Annotated in this window: 11 protein-coding genes; 9 read left to right on the top strand and 2 right to left on the bottom strand. The window is 70.5% G+C overall.

The window, feature by feature from the left end; genetic code table 11:
• Window position 1 precedes the first annotated feature (1 nt).
• The 5 genes from sigK to AB4078_RS15735 all read left to right on the top strand — a co-directional run bounded on the left by sigK (window position 2) and on the right by AB4078_RS15735 (window position 5,613).
• A complete protein-coding gene (gene sigK / locus AB4078_RS15715) occupies window positions 2–601 on the top strand; it encodes an ECF RNA polymerase sigma factor SigK (protein ID WP_441977899.1) in 600 nt (199 codons plus the stop codon).
• Window positions 598–1,383, top strand: coding sequence for an anti-sigma factor (locus tag AB4078_RS15720; RefSeq protein WP_441977900.1), 786 nt, complete (start codon window positions 598–600; stop codon window positions 1,381–1,383). Before sigK ends, AB4078_RS15720 begins: the two co-directional genes overlap by 4 nt.
• 173 nt (window positions 1,384–1,556) lie before the next feature.
• On the top strand, window positions 1,557–3,281 hold the full coding sequence (locus AB4078_RS15725; RefSeq protein WP_441977901.1) for an ABC transporter ATP-binding protein: 1,725 nt from the start codon (window positions 1,557–1,559) through the stop codon (window positions 3,279–3,281).
• Window positions 3,282–3,286: 5 nt separating this feature from the next.
• Window positions 3,287–5,074: an ABC transporter ATP-binding protein gene (locus AB4078_RS15730; RefSeq protein ID WP_441977902.1), complete on the top strand. Its 1,788-nt coding sequence runs from the start codon at window positions 3,287–3,289 to the stop codon at window positions 5,072–5,074.
• A gap of 107 nt (window positions 5,075–5,181) precedes the next feature.
• Window positions 5,182–5,613 (top strand): DoxX family protein, encoded by a 432-nt coding sequence (locus AB4078_RS15735; protein ID WP_441977903.1) that lies wholly within the window; start codon window positions 5,182–5,184, stop codon window positions 5,611–5,613.
• A 204-nt stretch (window positions 5,614–5,817) separates the two neighbouring features.
• Here AB4078_RS15735 and AB4078_RS15740 read toward each other — a convergent pair whose 3' ends face one another.
• Together AB4078_RS15740 and AB4078_RS15745 are read right to left on the bottom strand one after the other, a co-directional pair.
• Complete coding sequence (locus AB4078_RS15740) at window positions 5,818–7,353, bottom strand: DUF4185 domain-containing protein (RefSeq protein WP_441977904.1); 1,536 nt, start codon at window positions 7,351–7,353, stop codon at window positions 5,818–5,820.
• A 46-nt stretch (window positions 7,354–7,399) separates the two neighbouring features.
• Complete coding sequence (locus tag AB4078_RS15745) at window positions 7,400–8,527, bottom strand: glycoside hydrolase family 172 protein (protein WP_441977905.1); 1,128 nt, start codon at window positions 8,525–8,527, stop codon at window positions 7,400–7,402.
• A gap of 144 nt (window positions 8,528–8,671) precedes the next feature.
• Between AB4078_RS15745 and AB4078_RS15750 the strand changes: the two genes are divergently transcribed.
• The 4 genes from AB4078_RS15750 to AB4078_RS15765 all read left to right on the top strand — a co-directional run bounded on the left by AB4078_RS15750 (window position 8,672) and on the right by AB4078_RS15765 (window position 15,630).
• On the top strand, window positions 8,672–9,652 hold the full coding sequence (locus AB4078_RS15750; protein ID WP_441977906.1) for a LacI family DNA-binding transcriptional regulator: 981 nt from the start codon (window positions 8,672–8,674) through the stop codon (window positions 9,650–9,652).
• 217 nt (window positions 9,653–9,869) lie between these two features.
• Entirely contained in the window at window positions 9,870–11,378 is a 1,509-nt protein-coding gene (locus AB4078_RS15755) for an FGGY-family carbohydrate kinase (RefSeq protein ID WP_441977907.1), read from the top strand.
• Complete coding sequence (locus AB4078_RS15760; RefSeq protein WP_441977908.1) at window positions 11,375–14,002, top strand: GH116 family glycosyl-hydrolase; 2,628 nt, start codon at window positions 11,375–11,377, stop codon at window positions 14,000–14,002. Before AB4078_RS15755 ends, AB4078_RS15760 begins: the two co-directional genes overlap by 4 nt.
• A complete protein-coding gene (locus AB4078_RS15765; RefSeq protein WP_441977909.1) occupies window positions 13,999–15,630 on the top strand; it encodes a fucose isomerase in 1,632 nt (543 codons plus the stop codon). Before AB4078_RS15760 ends, AB4078_RS15765 begins: the two co-directional genes overlap by 4 nt.
• Window positions 15,631–15,679 lie beyond the last annotated feature (49 nt).

Below are 15,679 nucleotides of genomic sequence, written 5' to 3' on the forward strand. Positions count from 1 at the left end.
CATGCTGGAGCCTATGGTGATCGACGATCGGGAGCACGCCGAGCAGGACGGCGGCGATGATCTCGCGTCCGCGCTGCTGGTGCGGGTCGCGGAAGGCGATCAGTCGGCGTTCGCCGAGCTCTACGAGATGCTGTCCTCGCGCGTCTTCGGTCTCATCCTTCGCGTGCTGGTGAATCGCTCGCAGAGCGAGGAAGTGCTGCAAGAGGTCTTCCTGGAGATCTGGCAGACCGCGGCCCGCTTCGCCTCCGACCGGGGCCGGGGGAGGACCTGGATCCTGACGATCGCGCACCGTCGGGCGGTGGATCGCGTGCGTGCCTCGCAGTCCAGCGCCGACCGTGACGTGCGGATCGGCGCACGCGACCTCGACGTCGCCCATGACAGCGTCGCCGAACAGGCGGAACTTTCGATCGAAGCCGACCGGGTCGTCGACGCCCTTTCTGCCTTGCCTGACGCGCAACGCGAGGCGCTCGTGCTCGCGTACTACGGCGGTTACTCGCAGAGCGAGATCGCCACACTCACGGGATCACCGCTGGGAACGGTGAAGACCCGGATGAGAGATGGACTCACGCGTCTGCGGACGCACTGGGGGGTGAACGCATGAACGAGTCGGAGTTCGCCGAGCTGGCCGCGGGCCACAGCCTCGGGTCGCTGTCTGCGGAGGATGAGCGACGCTACCGGGACGCGCTCGCCGCGCACCCCGAGTGGTCGTCGATCGTCTCCGACGACGCGGACACTGCAGCCCTCCTTGCCGACGGGGTGCCCCCGGTCGCGCCCCCTCCGGCGTTGCGCGACGCGCTTCTCGCCCGCATCGCGGTGACGCCCCAGAACCTCGGCCAGGACGCAGCGCCCGCGGACGAGCCGCCGGCCGTTTCCGACCAGGGCGATCCGGCCCCGGCTCCGGAGGCCGCCGCAGCGGAGCCCGCGCGTCGTCCGCGCAGGCTGCTGTTCGCACTGGCCGCGTGCCTCGTGCTGATCGTCGGTCTCGGCGTGGCCGCCTCTGTCGTGATCCCGCAACTGCTGCGCCCCGCGGCCGTCGTCGCGCTGGACAAGATCGAGAACGCACCCGATGCGGCGCAGAAGACCGTGTCGCTGCCCTCCGGGGGCCACGCGACGGCGCACTGGTCGGCGTCGATCGGCTCGGCGGTGCTCGTGTCCGACGGGCTGCAGCCGCTGGACGCGAAGCAGACGTACGAGCTGTGGTTCGTCCGGGGCGATGGACCCGTCTCAGCCGGCGTCTTCGCCGCGGAGCAGGGAACGACGACCGCGCAACTGAGCGGGAACATGCACGCCGGCGACGCGATCGCCGTGACGGTGGAGCCGGCGGGGGGATCCCCCACGGGAAAGCCCACAAGCCAGCCGATCATCGTCATCCCGACGTCCTGAGGCAGATCCCGTTCCGCATCTCCGAAATCAGTGATATCGATTTCACGCGAAATCCGCTAGCGTGGCGGCATGCGCCGTTGAACAGAGCTCCCCGGATCCTGTGATCCTTTCCGCCCCCGGCCGCGTGCGCCGAGGGGCGATGACTCTGTTTCCCCCGCGAGAGGAGCCGGGCGATGATCGCCCTTCCCGAGACCTATGTCCCCCCGCCGTCAGGAGTGACACCGCTCGGCTTCCTGGCCTGGCTCGTGCGCCGGCAGTGGACCACGGTGCTGCAGGGCGTCGTGTGCGACGTCGTCTGGTTGCTCGGACTCGCGCTCACCCCGTGGGCGATCGGCAGGGCGATCGACGAGGGCCTGGTCGCGGGCGACTACGGCGCCTTCCTCGGCTGGCTGGGCGTCGTCGTGTGGCTGCAGCTGCAGCATTCGCTCATCCAGGGGCTCCGCGACCGCGCCGGATCCATCAACTACGAGCGCGGGGTGAGCCGGGTCGATCAGGTGATCGTGCACACCGCGACGCGGATCACGATCGCCGCCGATCGCCGGCTGGGATCCGGATCCGCGGTCACGATGGCGTCGAACGACGCCTGGTGGTTCGGATTCGTGCCGATCAACGTCGGCACCCTGGTCTCCGCGCTCGTCTCGTTCGGCACGGTCTCGGTCCTCCTGCTGCGCGACTCGGTGCTGCTCGGCGTGCTGGTGATCGTCGCGGTGCCCGCGTTCTCGATGTTGCAGGTGTTCCTCGTCGGGATCCTCCGTTCTCGACAGAGCGCGGCCAGGGATGCGACCCGCGACATGAACGCGGTCGCGACCGACAGTGTGCGCGGGCTGCGGGTGATCCGCGGCATCGGCGGCGAGGACTGGTTCCTGGAGCGGTTCCGCCGCCGCTCGGAGCGCGCCAGGGACGCGCAGCAGGCGGTCGCCTGGCCGGTGTCCCTCGCCGACGCGCTCGGCGTGCTGATCGCGGGAGTCCTCGTCGTCGGGCTCACCTGGATCGGCGCCGCGATGGTCGCCCGCGGAGAGCTGCGGATCGGCGAGCTGGTGGCGTTCTACGGATACGCGGGCTTCATGGTGCTGCCCGTCACGCTGTTCAACCAGGTCGTCCGGGTCGTCGTGCGCGGGATGATTGCGGCGCGCGCCATCGTGGAACTCCTCGCGGTCGAGCCGCTCTGGACGGACGGCCCCGACGACGCCGTGCCGGCGCCAGGGGCGGGAGCGCCCGCGCTGCACGATCCGCGCACGGGACTCACCGTGCGCGACGGCGAAGTCGTCGCCGTCGTGGTGCGCGACGCGCAGCAGGCGCAGGCTCTCGTCGATCGGTTCGGCCGCCTCGGCGACGACATCGCCGACCCGGTGCTGCTGAGTGGGCGACAGGCCTCGAGCCTTGCCGTGTCGGCCGTGCGAGCGCAGATCGTTGTGTCCGACCCCGTGCCGTTCCTGTTCAGCGGGACGCTGCGGGATCTGCTGGACCCTTGGGGACGCCACGACGATGCGCGGATCCTGCGCGCCGTCGCGGCGGCCGATGCGGAGGACGTCCTCGAGCAGCTTCCGGAAGGGCTCGATGTGCGTGTCGGCGAACGCGGTGTCGAGTTCTCCGGCGGTCAGAGGCAGCGCCTCGGCGCCGCGCGGGCTCTTCTGACCGAGGCGCCGATCCTGGTGCTGCACGATCCGACGTCCGCGGTCGATGCCGCGACGGAGGAGCGGATGGCGACCGGGATCCGCGCGCATCGCGCCGGGCGGATCACGATCGTCGTGAGCGCCAGTCCGCTCGTCCTCAGCGCCGCCGACAGAGTCGTCGTGATCGCCGACGCGCGGATCTGCGCCGAGGGCACACACGAGGAGCTGATCGGGCGGGATCCCGTGTATCGCCGCGCGGTGCTGCGGGCCGAGGGGGTCGCGTGATGACGATGACCGACGAGACCGAGCCGGCGCTGCCCCGGGCGGGCGCCGCGCGGGTGCGGCAGGAGCTCGCCGCGATCTGGAGACGGCATCGGGCGCGCTTCGTGCTCGTGGTCGCGCTCAACGCGGGGGCTGCTGCGGCGTCGCTCGTGCCGCCGCGCCTGATCGGGCTGCTCATCGACCGGCTGCGCGCCGGAGCGGGGGCGGGCGAGGTGGCGCTCTACGGCTCGGCCATGCTGGCCGGGGTGCTCGCGCAGACGCTCTTCGTGCTGACGGCCGCGCGCAGCGCGTGGCGGCTCGGCGAAGACGTGTTCGCGCGGCTGCGGATCGACTTCCTCTCCGACGTCCTCGCTGTTCCGATGGGCGTGGTGGAGTCTGCGGGCACGGGCGAGCTCGTCACGCGCACCACGCAGGACATCAGCACGGTGGCGGAGACGGTGCGCTGGGCGCTCCCAGGGAGCCTGATATCCGCGCTCACCGTGGTACTCACCCTCGTCGCCGCGGCGGTCGCCGCGCCCCTCATCGCGCCGGTGTACCTGATCGCTCTGCCCGTGCTGGTCCTGCTGATGCGCTGGTACACGCGGCGGGCCCCTGGCGTCTATCAGCGGCTCGGAGACAGCTACGGGCCCACGTTCGCTTCCCTCGACGAGACCGCGAACGGAGCCCGCGCGGTCGAGGCGCTGAGCCTGCAGGGCGCGCGCCGGCGCTCGATCTCGGATGCGCTCGCCCTGCACTGGCGGGCCGCGGTGGGCCGGATCCGGCTGCGCCAGACCATGCTCCCGTGGGCGAACCTCGCCTTCGCGATCCCCGTCTTCTCGTCGCTCGCGTGGGGAGGCTGGCTCGCCGTGCGCGGCGAGGTGTCGGTCGGCGCGGTCGTGACCGCCACTCTGTACGCCTCGGCGCTGGTCGCGCCGCTGGAATCCCTCATCGACTGGACGGACGAGCTGCAACGCAGCTTCGTCTCGTTCGCGCGGATCCTCGGCGTGCACGAAGCCGCAGAGGCGCCGCACGCGGAGGAGGGTGCCGAGCCGCAGACGACCCAGGTCGAACTGGACGACGTGACCTTCGCCTACCGACCGGGGCGGCCGGTCGTGCACGACGTGTCGCTGCGGATCGTGCCGGGGGAGCGTCTCGCGATCGTCGGCGCTTCGGGCGCCGGGAAGTCCACACTGGCTCGGCTGCTCGCCGGGGTCGACCGACCCACGGCTGGCCGCGCCCTCGTCGGGGGAGCGGACGTCGCGTCGATCCCGCTCGCCCTCCGGCGACGGCACGTGCTGCTCGTTGCCCAGGAGAACCATGTGTTCGCGGCGACCGTGCGCGAGAACGTGCTGCTGGGGCACCTCGACGCCGCCGATGCCGAGGTGGCGGATGCGCTGGATCGGATCGGCGCCATGGGCTGGATCGACACGCTCGACGACGGATGGGACACCGTGGTCGGATCCGGCGGGCATCCGCTCACGGGGGCCCAGGAACAGCAGCTCGCGCTCGCCCGGGTGCTGCTCGCGGATCCGCACACGATCATCCTGGACGAGGCGACGAGCGCGATGGATCCGACCGCGGCGCGCGATCTGGAGGCGGCGCTCGCGGCGACCATGCAAGGGCGCACGGTTATCGCGATCGCGCACCGGCTGTCCACGGCGTATGACGCCGACCGAATCGCTGTCGTAGACGATGGGCGGATCGTGGAGCTCGGGTCCCACGACGAGCTCGTCGCCGCCGGCGGCGCCTACGCCCGGCTCTGGGCGCTCTGGCGCGATGACGGCATCCGTTCCCGAGGATCCGTCACCGGATATTGAGCCCGCGTTCAGAAACATGACAGGGGCGGCTCCGTAGCGTGGAGGAACGGGGCGGATGCCCCGAGCCGCGCTCGCCGCGGTGTCCTGCCACGAAGGAGCTGTCCGGAATGACGAACACCACGAAGCCCGCCGCCTCTCTCGGACTCCTGGTCCTGCGCCTCGTGATCGGCGGCGTCTTCGCCGCGCACGGCGCCCAGAAGGTCTTCGAGTTCACCCTGCCCGGCACGGTGCAGGCCTTCGCGGGCATGGGCGCCCCGCTGCCCGAGATCGCCGGCCCGGTGATCGCGTTCCTCGAACTCGTCGGCGGGATTCTGCTCATCGCCGGCCTGTTCACTCGCCCCGTCGGCGTGCTGCTCGCCGCCGACATGGTCGGAGCCATCGTGCTCGTGCACCTCGGAAACGGCATCTGGGTCGGCGACGGCGGCTGGGAGTTCGCAGCCGTGCTCGGCGCGGGGGCCCTCGCGCTCGCCTTCACCGGCGCGGGCCTCTACGGCCTGGACCGCGCCGTGCTGCGCGGACCGGTGCGCGCACTGGCCTGAACCGCTGTGGCCTGAACCGCAAGCGGCGCCGAAGATGGAAAACGTCGCTCCCAGGGCCGTGGGAGCGAGGTTTTCCATCTTTCGGATCCCGCGCCGCGGGCTGCGAGATGGATTTCGCTGCCCCGACGCGGCTCGGAGCGACGTTTTCCATCTTTGGGGATCTGCCGGCGACGCCGGCGCCGGCTCCGGCGTTTCAGCGCGGCGTCAGGGCACCCGCACGAGCGTCACGTCGTCCATCTGCATCCAGATGTCGCCGCTGTTCGTCCAGACGCCGCCGTAGAGCTGCACCTGATCGCGGTCTCCGGAGTCGAACGTGACGGTGAAGCGCGTCCATGCGCCCACCGAGGTGAAGTGCGCCTCGGAGATCACCGTGCCGTCGAGCGAGCGGGCGCCGAAGTAGCCGGCGTCGCTGTTCACCGATGTACGGACGAAGCCCGTCAGGCGGTAGGTCGTGTGCGGCTGCACCGCCACGTCCTGCCAGACGTCGCGCCAGCCCTGGTTGTACCGCACGAACACGCGGTGGTCGCCCGTGAAACCCGCGGCAGGCGCGTTGTCGATCCCCGAGTTGGGCTTGGCGCCCCAGGTGCCGTTGGTGCCGTCGCCCAGAGCGGTCGCGCGCTCGAAGCTCGGATCCGCGACGAGATTCGGATCGATGATCGTGCCGTTGCGATCGATGCGCAGGTGCATCAGATACACGTTGTACGGATTCCACTGCGACATCGTGAAGTAGATCTCGCCGTTCTTGTTCCACGGATGGAAGTAGCCGCCGTACAGCGCGGGGTAATCGGTCGAGCTGGCCACCGTCTGCGCCGGCGTCCACGGACCCTCGGGGCTGGTCGCGGTGCGCAGGATGATGTCCTCGCCCGAGAGCGTCATCATCAGGAACCGCTTGCTGTAGTCGTCCCACTGCACCGACATCTCGCTCATCGGCGCGTCCATGACCGGCTTCGCCGCGGCTTCGTCCTTGCTCCACGACGATCCGTCCCAGTACCGGTACGAGGCCTTGTCGAGCAGCTTCTGCGCGGGAACCTTCGCCACCGATGCCGGGCCGTTGCGGCCGTTCTGCGTGCCGAAGACGTAGATCGTGCCGCCCTTCTGCACATAGGCCTGCATCTGGAACGGGTCGTGGCCGTCGGGGTTGTCCCAGCGGGTGTCGGAGACGGTCCAGGTCTCGCCGTCGTCGTCGGAGTAGGCGATGCCCGCGTGGTTCGTGTCCCACACCCCGGGAGGACCCCACTGCCGCACCGACATGAAGCCGAGGTACTGCCGCCCGCCGACCGAGATGCCCGCCGTGGGGATGACGGTGATCTCGTCGCCGTTGATCTTCTTCGACGGGATGATCTGCTTCGCGATCCCCTGCGGATCCTGCGCGGCGTGATCGAAGAGCATGCCGTCGGCCAGGTCCGTGTCACTCGAGCGCAGCAGCACGTTGCTGCGCCAGTTCCCGTTCGGCGGCGCACCGCCGCCGGGGCCGGTCCAGGAGTTGCCGAAGGTGTCGCCGAACGCGGTGAGCACGTGGCCGGATCCGTCGTCCCACCCGATGCCGAGATCGGTCGCCTTCACGTCCCAGCGCCCCCAGGTGTTGTTGGGAGCATCCGGTCCGGTGAGCTTCTCGACGACGGTGGCCGGGGTCGTCGCAGTGGTGGCCACGGCCGGCGGAGGCGCGGTCGCGGCCGCGAAGGCGACGACGGCGAGGGAGGTGATCGCGGCGCCCGCCGCGATCCTGGTCAGGGGCTTCATCGCCCTCTCCTTTCTTCGCGTCGCCGGCACTCGCCGCGCGACGGGTTCAGCTGCGCGGTGCGCGCGGGGGAGTGGATCCGAGGTCGGGCACCGGGGCCGTTCCTAGGTGCACCTCCATGTCGTCAGCGCTCGGCGCCTTCGGGCGGCGGGCTGTCGGGCGATCCAGGTAGAACATCGCGGTGGAGGCGATGTCGTCGCGGAGGGGGAGGTAGCGCCATCCGCTGCGCCATCCGAGCGCCTGGATGTCGACCTTCGGCAGGCCGGTGGAGAAGTGGATCGGATCCGCGAGGTGCCAGCGGTACATGCCGAAGCGCTGCTGCGAGACATAGAGCCCGTCGGGGCGGATCACCTGGGGCATGCCCAGGTAGGGCGTCGAGAACGCCGTGTACCCCTGGCCGGGGATGTCGAAGTTCCAGGCGCCGCCGAAGTAGTCCTCGGTGCCGGTGCCGCAGATCGTGGGGTGGTCGGTGTCGTCGTCGAGGTAGAACTTGATCTCGCCCTCGCCCCACCAGCCGTTGGAGTTCACACCCCACGCGATGTACGTCCCGACGTACTGTCCTTGCCCCTCGATGCCCTCCAGGATCGTGTGAGGGACGAGCTCCTCGAGCGGGTTCGAGCGGCGCCACTGCGCATGGAAGTAGCCGTCGGCGGAGTAGTCGCCGCCGGTCTCGTAGGTCACCTGGTAGTAGACGCGCACATCGACCGCCGAGGTGTTCTCGATCGTGAGGCGAGCACCGTCGCGGAAGGGCATCGGCCAGTACGAGTTGAAGCCGCCATGCGGGTTCGCGGCGATCACCTGCGAGTTCACCTGCGCGAAAACGCCCCAGCCGTTGCAGAAGAAGTCGCCGTAGGGCACCTCGACGGCGGGCTCGGCCGCGCCGTCCCAGTACGCGCGCAGGATGAGAGTGCGCCAGTTGTCGGTGTGCGTGGTGATCCAGATGTGGGTGATCCTGCCCGCGCCCTCGATCACGGCGAGATCGAACGTCTCGCCCGCTGCGATGTCGACGCTCGGCGAGATCTTCCAGCCGGGCCCCAGGTCGCGGGCGCAGTCGGCCCCCGTCCCCTCGGTCGCCCTGGCGCCGCCGCCGACGGAGCCGTCGAAGTTCTCCGGGGAGATGGACCGGGTCTGCACGGTGCGCAAGGCGGACAGGGACGACAGGTCGGAAAAGGTCATGGCGGGGCACATCCTCGTGTCGAGTGGGTGAAGACGCGTGCAGGGCGTGGCAGCGCGTGCGGCCACCCTACCGATTCCATCCCACTGTTGCAATCGATTTCATCACGGTAGTGTGTCCTGACGGACAACAGAAGGCAGGGCGGGATGGCGACCATCTACGACGTGGCGCGTCTCGCGGGCGTGTCTCCGGCGACGGTTTCCCGCGTGTTCAACGGCGTCGGCGTCTCCGAGGAGAAGGTCACGGCCGTGCGCCAGGCCGCCGCGCAGCTGAAGTTCTTCCCGAACCGCACCGCGCGCACCCTTCGGCGGCAGAGCTCCGAGGTGATCGCGCTCGTGATCCCCGACATCGAGAACCCCTACTTCACCGAGATGGCGCGCGGAGTCGAGGACGTCGCCTCTGAAGCAGGCTTCTCCGTGGTGCTGTGCAACTCCGACGCGCAGGTCGAGAAGGAGCAGACGTATCTGCGGATCGCGATCGCCGAGCACATGTCCGGGGTGATCCTCGCCGCGGCATCGGATCACACCAGCCTCGAGGAGATCATGGCGGCGGGGCGGCCTGTGGTCGCCGTCGACCGCAGCACCGGGTACGACATCGACGGCGTGGTCATGGCGAACCGCGACGCGGGCCGCAGCGCGACCGAGCAGCTGATCGACGCCGGATACACCCGCATCGCGCACATCGCCGGGCCCGAGCACATCGAGACAGCGGTCGAACGCGTGGACGGCTGGCGGATGGCTCTTGCCTCCCACGGTCTTCCTGTCATCCCCGACCTGCTGCGGTTCTCGTCGTTCCGGGTGGACGGGGGCCGCGAGGCCATGGAGCAGCTGCTGGCGCTCCCCGAGCCGCCTGACGCCGTGGTCGCGGGCAACAACCTCATCGGCGTCGGTGCCATCCAGGTGCTCACCGAACACGGCCTCACTCCGCCCGCGATGGGCGTCGCGGTCGTGGGCTCGCTGCCGTTCACGACGCTGTCGCCGAGCGTGGTCACCGTGGTGCGTCTTCCTGCGCGCCACATGGGCGTGACGGCCGCACGGATGTTGCTGGACCGGATCGGCGGCGACGACCAGCCCGCGCGCACGATCGTGCTCCGCAACGAGATCCAGGCCGCGACCGTCTCGCGCTGAGCTGGTCCGAGCAGAGCAGAGCAGAGCAGAGCCGAGCGCGGGGACGAACCATCCGGCGGGGATTCGTTTGGCCACTGAGCATGTGGATCGGTTTCACGAAATCAGCGCGAAGACCACGCAAATGCCGATGCTCGCGAAGTGTTTGCAGGCCGATTGCACTTGAAATCGATTTCGCGTAATGTGATCGCCGTCCGGTCAGGGCGAGCGATCGAGGAGGATGCGCGTGCGGTGCACCATCGGTGTCGACATCGGCACCTCCAGCAGCAAGGGCGTCCTCGTCGACGCCGGCGGCGCGATTCTCGCCCAGGCCACGCGGACGCATGACGTCAGCCGCCCGCGCACCGGCTGGGTCGAGATGGACGGCGGGACCTGGTGGGACGAGTTCGTCTCCCTCGCCCGCGAGCTGCTCGCGGCCGTGCCGGACGCCGAGGTCGCGGCGGTCGGCGTGAGCGGCATGGGACCGTGCATCCTCTTGGCCGACGACGCGGGCGAACCGGTGCGCCCCGCGATCCTCTACGGCGTCGACACCCGGGCCGGCGAGCAGATCGACCGGATGACCGCAGACCTGGGTGTCGCCGAGATCACGCGGGTGGGGGGATCCGAACTCACCTCTCAGGCCGGCGGCCCGAAGATCCTCTGGATCCGTGACGAGGATCCGGTGGCGTGGAGCCGCGCCCGTCGGCTCTTCATGCCCGCCTCATGGCTCGCGCACCGCCTCACCGGCGCCTACGTGCTGGACCACCAGTCCGCGAGCCAGGTCTCTCCGCTCTACGACATCGAAGCGGAACACTGGCACGACGAATGGTGGCAGCGGTACGCCGCGCCTGTCGAGCAGCCCGCCCTGTGCTGGGCCGGTGACGTCGCCGGCGCCGTGTCGGCCGAGGCGGCAGTCCTCACCGGCATCCCCGAGGGCACGCCGGTCATCGCCGGCACCATCGACGCGTGGACCGAGGCGGTCAGCGTCGGGGCCCACGGCGTCGGGGACCTCATGCTCATGTACGGGACGACCATGTTCCTCATCGCGACCGGGGAGGAGACTCTGCGCACCCCCTCGATGTGGACCACAGCCGGCGCCTTCCCGGGCACCCGCAACCTCGCCGGCGGGCTGTCGACGTCCGGCGCGCTCACCGCGTGGCTGAAGGACCTCACCGGATCCGACTACCCCGAGCTGCTCGCCGAGGCGGACGCATCCGGCGTCGGAGCGCGCGGGCTCGTGCTGCTGCCGTACTTCGCGGGCGAGCGCACGCCGATCCAGGATCCGGACGCGCGCGGCGTGATCGCCGGTCTCACGCTCGCGCACGGCCGGGGCGACCTGTACCGGGCCGCGCTCGAGGCCACGGCGCTCGGCGTGCGGCACAACGTGCAGACCATGCGCGACGCCGGCGCGGACATCCGGCGCGTCGTCGCGGTGGGCGGCGGCACGCAGGGCCGGCTCTGGCTGCAGATCGTCTCCGACGTCACCGGGCTCGTGCAGGAGGTGCCCGAGGTGACGATCGGTGCGAGCTACGGCGCCGCTTTCCTCGCGGCGGGTGCGGTCGCCGATCCGGCTCCGAGGATCGAGGAGTGGAACCTGGTGGTGACGACGATCGTCCCGGACCCGACTCTCGCTCCGGCCTACGACGCGCTCTACGACCGCTACCTGCGGCTCTACGCGGGTACGGCCGAGGTCGTGCACGAGCTCGCGGCGCAGCAGCGGGCCGACGACGTGAGGGAGGCGTCCGCATGACGCGTCGCGCCCGCCCCATCCCGCACACTGCAGAGCGCGCGGCGTTCCTGCTCGGCGGCATCGGCACCGGCAACGTGTCGCTCGGGGCCCGCGGCGAGCTGCGCGACTGGGAGCTGGAGAACCACCCCGACAAGGACCGGCGCAACCCGCGCACGTTCTTCGCGATCCACGCGGCGCCGGAGGGTGCGGATCCGGTCACCCGGGTGCTGGAGGCGCGCGTAACCGGCCGTCGGGACCTCGATGCCGGGTTCTCGTTCGACGACCTCGCGGGCCTGCCGCGGCTCGACGGCGCCACGATGCACGGCGAGTACCCCGTGGTCGACATCGACTTCGCCGACCGCGTGCTGCCCGTGGAGGTGTCGCTGCATGCGTTCACCCCGCTCGTGCCGCTCGATGCGGATGCCTCGGGCATCCCCGCCGCCGTGCTGCGCTACCGGGTCGTCAATCCGGGCGTCGTGCCGGTCGGGGTCACGGTCGTCGGCAGCGTGTCGCACACGGCCGGCCGCAGCGAGCCCGGACCGGATGCTCCCTGGGGGATGCGCGGCACGCAGACCGTGCGCTGGCGCGATGAGGGCGAGGTGCGGGGGCTCGACTTCGGCATCGATCTGCCCGAGGACGATCCGGGCTACGGCACCCTCAGCCTCACCACGAGCGACGCGTCGACCACGGTCAAGCCGCAGTGGGTCACGAGCTACTGGCCCGACGGCGCCCGCATGTTCTGGAGCGACCTCACCGCCGACGGACTGCTCGACCCCGAACCGCGCCTCACGCTCGAAGACCGCCCGCGCGGCCTCTTCGCGGAGCGGGACGCGGATCCCGAGGCCCCGCCGCTCACCGAGGAGGAGATGCTCGCCAAGCTCCCACGGCTGCGCACCGGATCCCTGGGCATCGTGCACACGCTCGCGCCCGGCGAGGCCCGCGACTTCGAGTTCGTGCTGAGCTGGTCGTTTCCGAACCGGCGGCGCGGCTGGCATGGCCACATCGTCCTGGACGACCAACCGGTGGATCCCGCGCTGCCACCCGTCGTGCGCAACCACTACGCGTCGCTGTGGCCCGACGCGTGGGCGGCCGCCGTGCACCTGCACCGCGAACTGCCCGCGCTCGAGGCGGCGACCGACGCGTTCGTCGAGGCCCTCTATGGCGGCACCCTGGATCCCGTGCTCGCCGAAGCCGCCGGGGCGAACATCGCCGCGGCGCGCTCCACCACATGCTTCGTGCTGGAGTCGCCGAACCCGGTCCTGGGGGAGGGGCCGGTGTTCGCCGCGTGGGAGGGGTCCTTCGACCACGGCGGCTCCTGCGAGGGCACCTGCACCCATGTCTGGTCGTACGCGCAGACCGTCGCATGGCTGTTCCCCTCGCTCGAGCGCAGTGCCCGCCGGCCCGAGTTCCTGCTCGAGACCGACGAGGACGGCGCGCAGAAGTTCCGCGGCAACCGGATCTTCGGATCCCCGTCGTGGTTCATGGGTCCGGCGGTCGACGGACAGCTCGGCACGTTCCTGCGCCTGCACCGCGAATGGCGCTTCTCTGCAGACGACGCGTACCTGCGCGAGCTCTGGCCGGCGGCGGTGCGCGCCCTGGAGCACGCCATCCGCGAATGGGACCGCGACGGCGACGGCCTGCTCGACGGCGAGCTGCACAACACCTACGACATCGAGTTCCACGGGATCGATCCGCTCGCCAACGGCATCTATCTGGCGGCACTCCGGGCCGGATCGCGGATGGCGGCCCACCTCGGCGAGACCGAGCGTGCTCGCGACTGGGCGGCCCGTGCCGACCACGCCGCCGGGGCGATGGACGACGTGCTGTACAACGGCGAGTACTACCGGCAGGTGATCGAGGACGTCGACGCGCACCGCTACCAGTACGGCGAGGGTGTGCTGTCGGACCAGCTCCTCGGGCAGTTCCACGCCTGGGTGAACGGGCTCGGCGCGCTGCTGCCGCCGGAACATCTCGACTCGGCGCTCGCCGCGATCGTGGCGCACAACCACCGGGCCGACCTGTCCGTGCACGAGAGCACGCAGCGCGTGTACGCCCTGAACGATGAGGGCGGGCTGCTGCTCGCTTCTTGGCCGCGCGGCGGGCGGCCCGCGATCCCGTTTGTGTACTCGGACGAGGTGTGGACCGGCATCGAGCACCAGGTGGCGGCATCGCTGCTCTATGCAGGCCGGGTCGAGGACGCCCTGCTCGTCGAACGCACCCTGCGCTCCCGCTATGACGGCGTTCACCGCAATCCGTGGAACGAGATCGAGTGCGGCAACCACTACGCCCGCTCCCTCGCCTCCTGGGCGTTGCTGCTCGCCGCGAGCGGCGCGCAGTGGGACGCGCCCGCGCGCACCCTGTCCTTCGCACCGACCCTGGGTGCCTTCGCTGTGGATGCCCCTGCGCGATTCCTGTTCACCACCGGGACCGGGTGGGGTTTGGCCGAAGTAGACCGGGGCACGCTGACCCTCCACCTCCACGGCGGAGCGCTCGACCTCGCCGAGCTCCGCCTGCACGACGCCGTCGTCGCCCGCGACCTGCGGATGGTCGCGGGCGAGACCCGCACCCTCCCGCTGGCCACCGGCACCACCGGCACCACCGGCACCACTGACGAGACCCCCATCCAGCAACGGAGAATCCCATGAGCTACGCCATCCCCGCGCCGACCGTGCGCCCCGCCTCCGCACCGAAGACCGCCTACCTGATCACCTCCGGCGACCTCCGCGAGTCGGCGAACGTCGCGGGGTGGCCGGTGCAGGCCGCGACCGAGGCTGCCGTCACCGCCGCCTTCGCGGATCTCGGGTGGACCGTCATCCGCCCCTTCGGCGTGGATCCGGTCACCGGTCACGGCTACATCTCGAGCCAGCGGATGGGCATGGAGGTGTTCACGAGGATCCCCGTCGACGCACCGCTCATCGTGGCGACCGCGAACTGGCAGTACTCGCACCACGTGCTGGCAGGGTTGCGCACGCACCGCGGCCCGATCCTCACCACCGCGAACTTCGCTCCGGACTGGCCGGGGCTCGTGGGTCTGCTCGGTCTGAACGCGGGCCTCACGAAGATGGGCAAGCCCTACTCCACCATCTGGTCGGTCGACTTCACGGACGACTGGTTCCGCGCGGGCCTGAAGGAGTGGACGGAGACGGGCCGCATCACGCACGACGCCTCGCACGTGCGTGCCCTGCCCGTGCTCCCCGACAGCCCGGAGAAGCAACTCGGCGAAGCGCTCGCCGCGCAGCTGCGCGCCGACAAGGCCATCATCGGCGTGTTCGACGAGGGCTGCATGGGCATGTACAACGCGATCTTCGACGACGAACTGCTCAACAAGACGGGCATCTACAAGGAGCGCCTGTCGCAATCCGCGCTGTATGCCGAGATGCTGACCGTGTCCGACGCCGAGGCCGACGCCGCCTATGACTGGCTCGTCGCGCACGGCATGACCTTCGTCTACGGCGAGGATGCCGCCACCGAGCTCACCCGGGAGCAGGTCCAGTGGCAGCTGAAGATGTACATCGCCGCCCTTCGCATCGCCGACGACTTCGGCCTGGACGCGGTCGGGATCCAGTACCAGCAGGGCCTCAAGGATCTGGTGCCCGCATCGGATCTCGCCGAGGGGATCTTGAACTCCACGGAGCGCCCGCCGGTCACCTCGCGCGACGGATCCCGGATCCTGCACGAGGGGCGCGCCTTCCCGCACTTCAACGAGGCCGACGAGGGGGTCGCGGTCGATGCCCTCGTGACCGACCGGGTGTGGCGGGCGATGGGCCTCGTGCCCGACAACACGCTGCACGACGTGCGCTGGGGCGAGGACTACGACGGCGAGTTCGTCTGGGTCTACGAGATCTCCGGATCCGTCCCCGCCTCGCACCTCGGCGGCTGGGACAGGGCTGAAGGATGGCGGCAGGGTCACGTGTTCTTCCCCGCCGGCGGCGCCACGATCAACGGCGTCTCCAAGCCGGGCGAAGTCGTGCTGTCCCGCATCTTCATCGCCGACGGGGTGCTGCAGGCCGACGTGTTCCGCGGCACGGTCGTGGAGCTGCCCGCCGCGGAGACCCAGCGTCGGAAGGACGCCACGAACCCGGAGTGGCCGATCGCGCACGTCGTGCTGCACGGTCAGAGTCGGGACCAGTTCATGGCCAGGCACAAGGCCAACCACGCCCAGCTCGTCTACGCGCCGGACGCCGAGACTGCCGACAAGGCCCTCGTCGCAAAGGCCGCGATGCTCGACGGCATGGGCATCCGGGTCAACCTCGTGGGCGACGTGAACGTCTGACCACCCTGGGGCATCCATCGTGTCGCCGACAAGCGCGGCGGCGGCGACG

The sequence above is a fragment of the Microbacterium sp. 2MCAF23 genome (assembly GCF_052115565.1).
In the GTDB taxonomy this organism is placed as follows: Bacteria; Actinomycetota; Actinomycetes; order Actinomycetales; family Microbacteriaceae; genus Microbacterium.

Excerpts from the sequence above, each read along its gene's own strand:
- sigK (WP_441977899.1), top strand. The coding sequence starts at position 2 with ATGCTGGAGCCTATGGTGATCGACGATCGGGAGCACGCCGAGCAGGAC.
- AB4078_RS15720 (WP_441977900.1), top strand. The coding sequence starts at position 598 with ATGAACGAGTCGGAGTTCGCCGAGCTGGCCGCGGGCCACAGCCTCGGG.
- AB4078_RS15725 (WP_441977901.1), top strand. The coding sequence starts at position 1,557 with ATGATCGCCCTTCCCGAGACCTATGTCCCCCCGCCGTCAGGAGTGACA.
- AB4078_RS15730 (WP_441977902.1), top strand. The coding sequence starts at position 3,287 with ATGACCGACGAGACCGAGCCGGCGCTGCCCCGGGCGGGCGCCGCGCGG.
- AB4078_RS15735 (WP_441977903.1), top strand. The coding sequence starts at position 5,182 with ATGACGAACACCACGAAGCCCGCCGCCTCTCTCGGACTCCTGGTCCTG.
- AB4078_RS15740 (WP_441977904.1), bottom strand. The coding sequence starts at position 7,353 with ATGAAGCCCCTGACCAGGATCGCGGCGGGCGCCGCGATCACCTCCCTC.
- AB4078_RS15745 (WP_441977905.1), bottom strand. The coding sequence starts at position 8,527 with ATGACCTTTTCCGACCTGTCGTCCCTGTCCGCCTTGCGCACCGTGCAG.
- AB4078_RS15750 (WP_441977906.1), top strand. The coding sequence starts at position 8,672 with ATGGCGACCATCTACGACGTGGCGCGTCTCGCGGGCGTGTCTCCGGCG.
- AB4078_RS15755 (WP_441977907.1), top strand. The coding sequence starts at position 9,870 with ATGCGCGTGCGGTGCACCATCGGTGTCGACATCGGCACCTCCAGCAGC.
- AB4078_RS15760 (WP_441977908.1), top strand. The coding sequence starts at position 11,375 with ATGACGCGTCGCGCCCGCCCCATCCCGCACACTGCAGAGCGCGCGGCG.
- AB4078_RS15765 (WP_441977909.1), top strand. The coding sequence starts at position 13,999 with ATGAGCTACGCCATCCCCGCGCCGACCGTGCGCCCCGCCTCCGCACCG.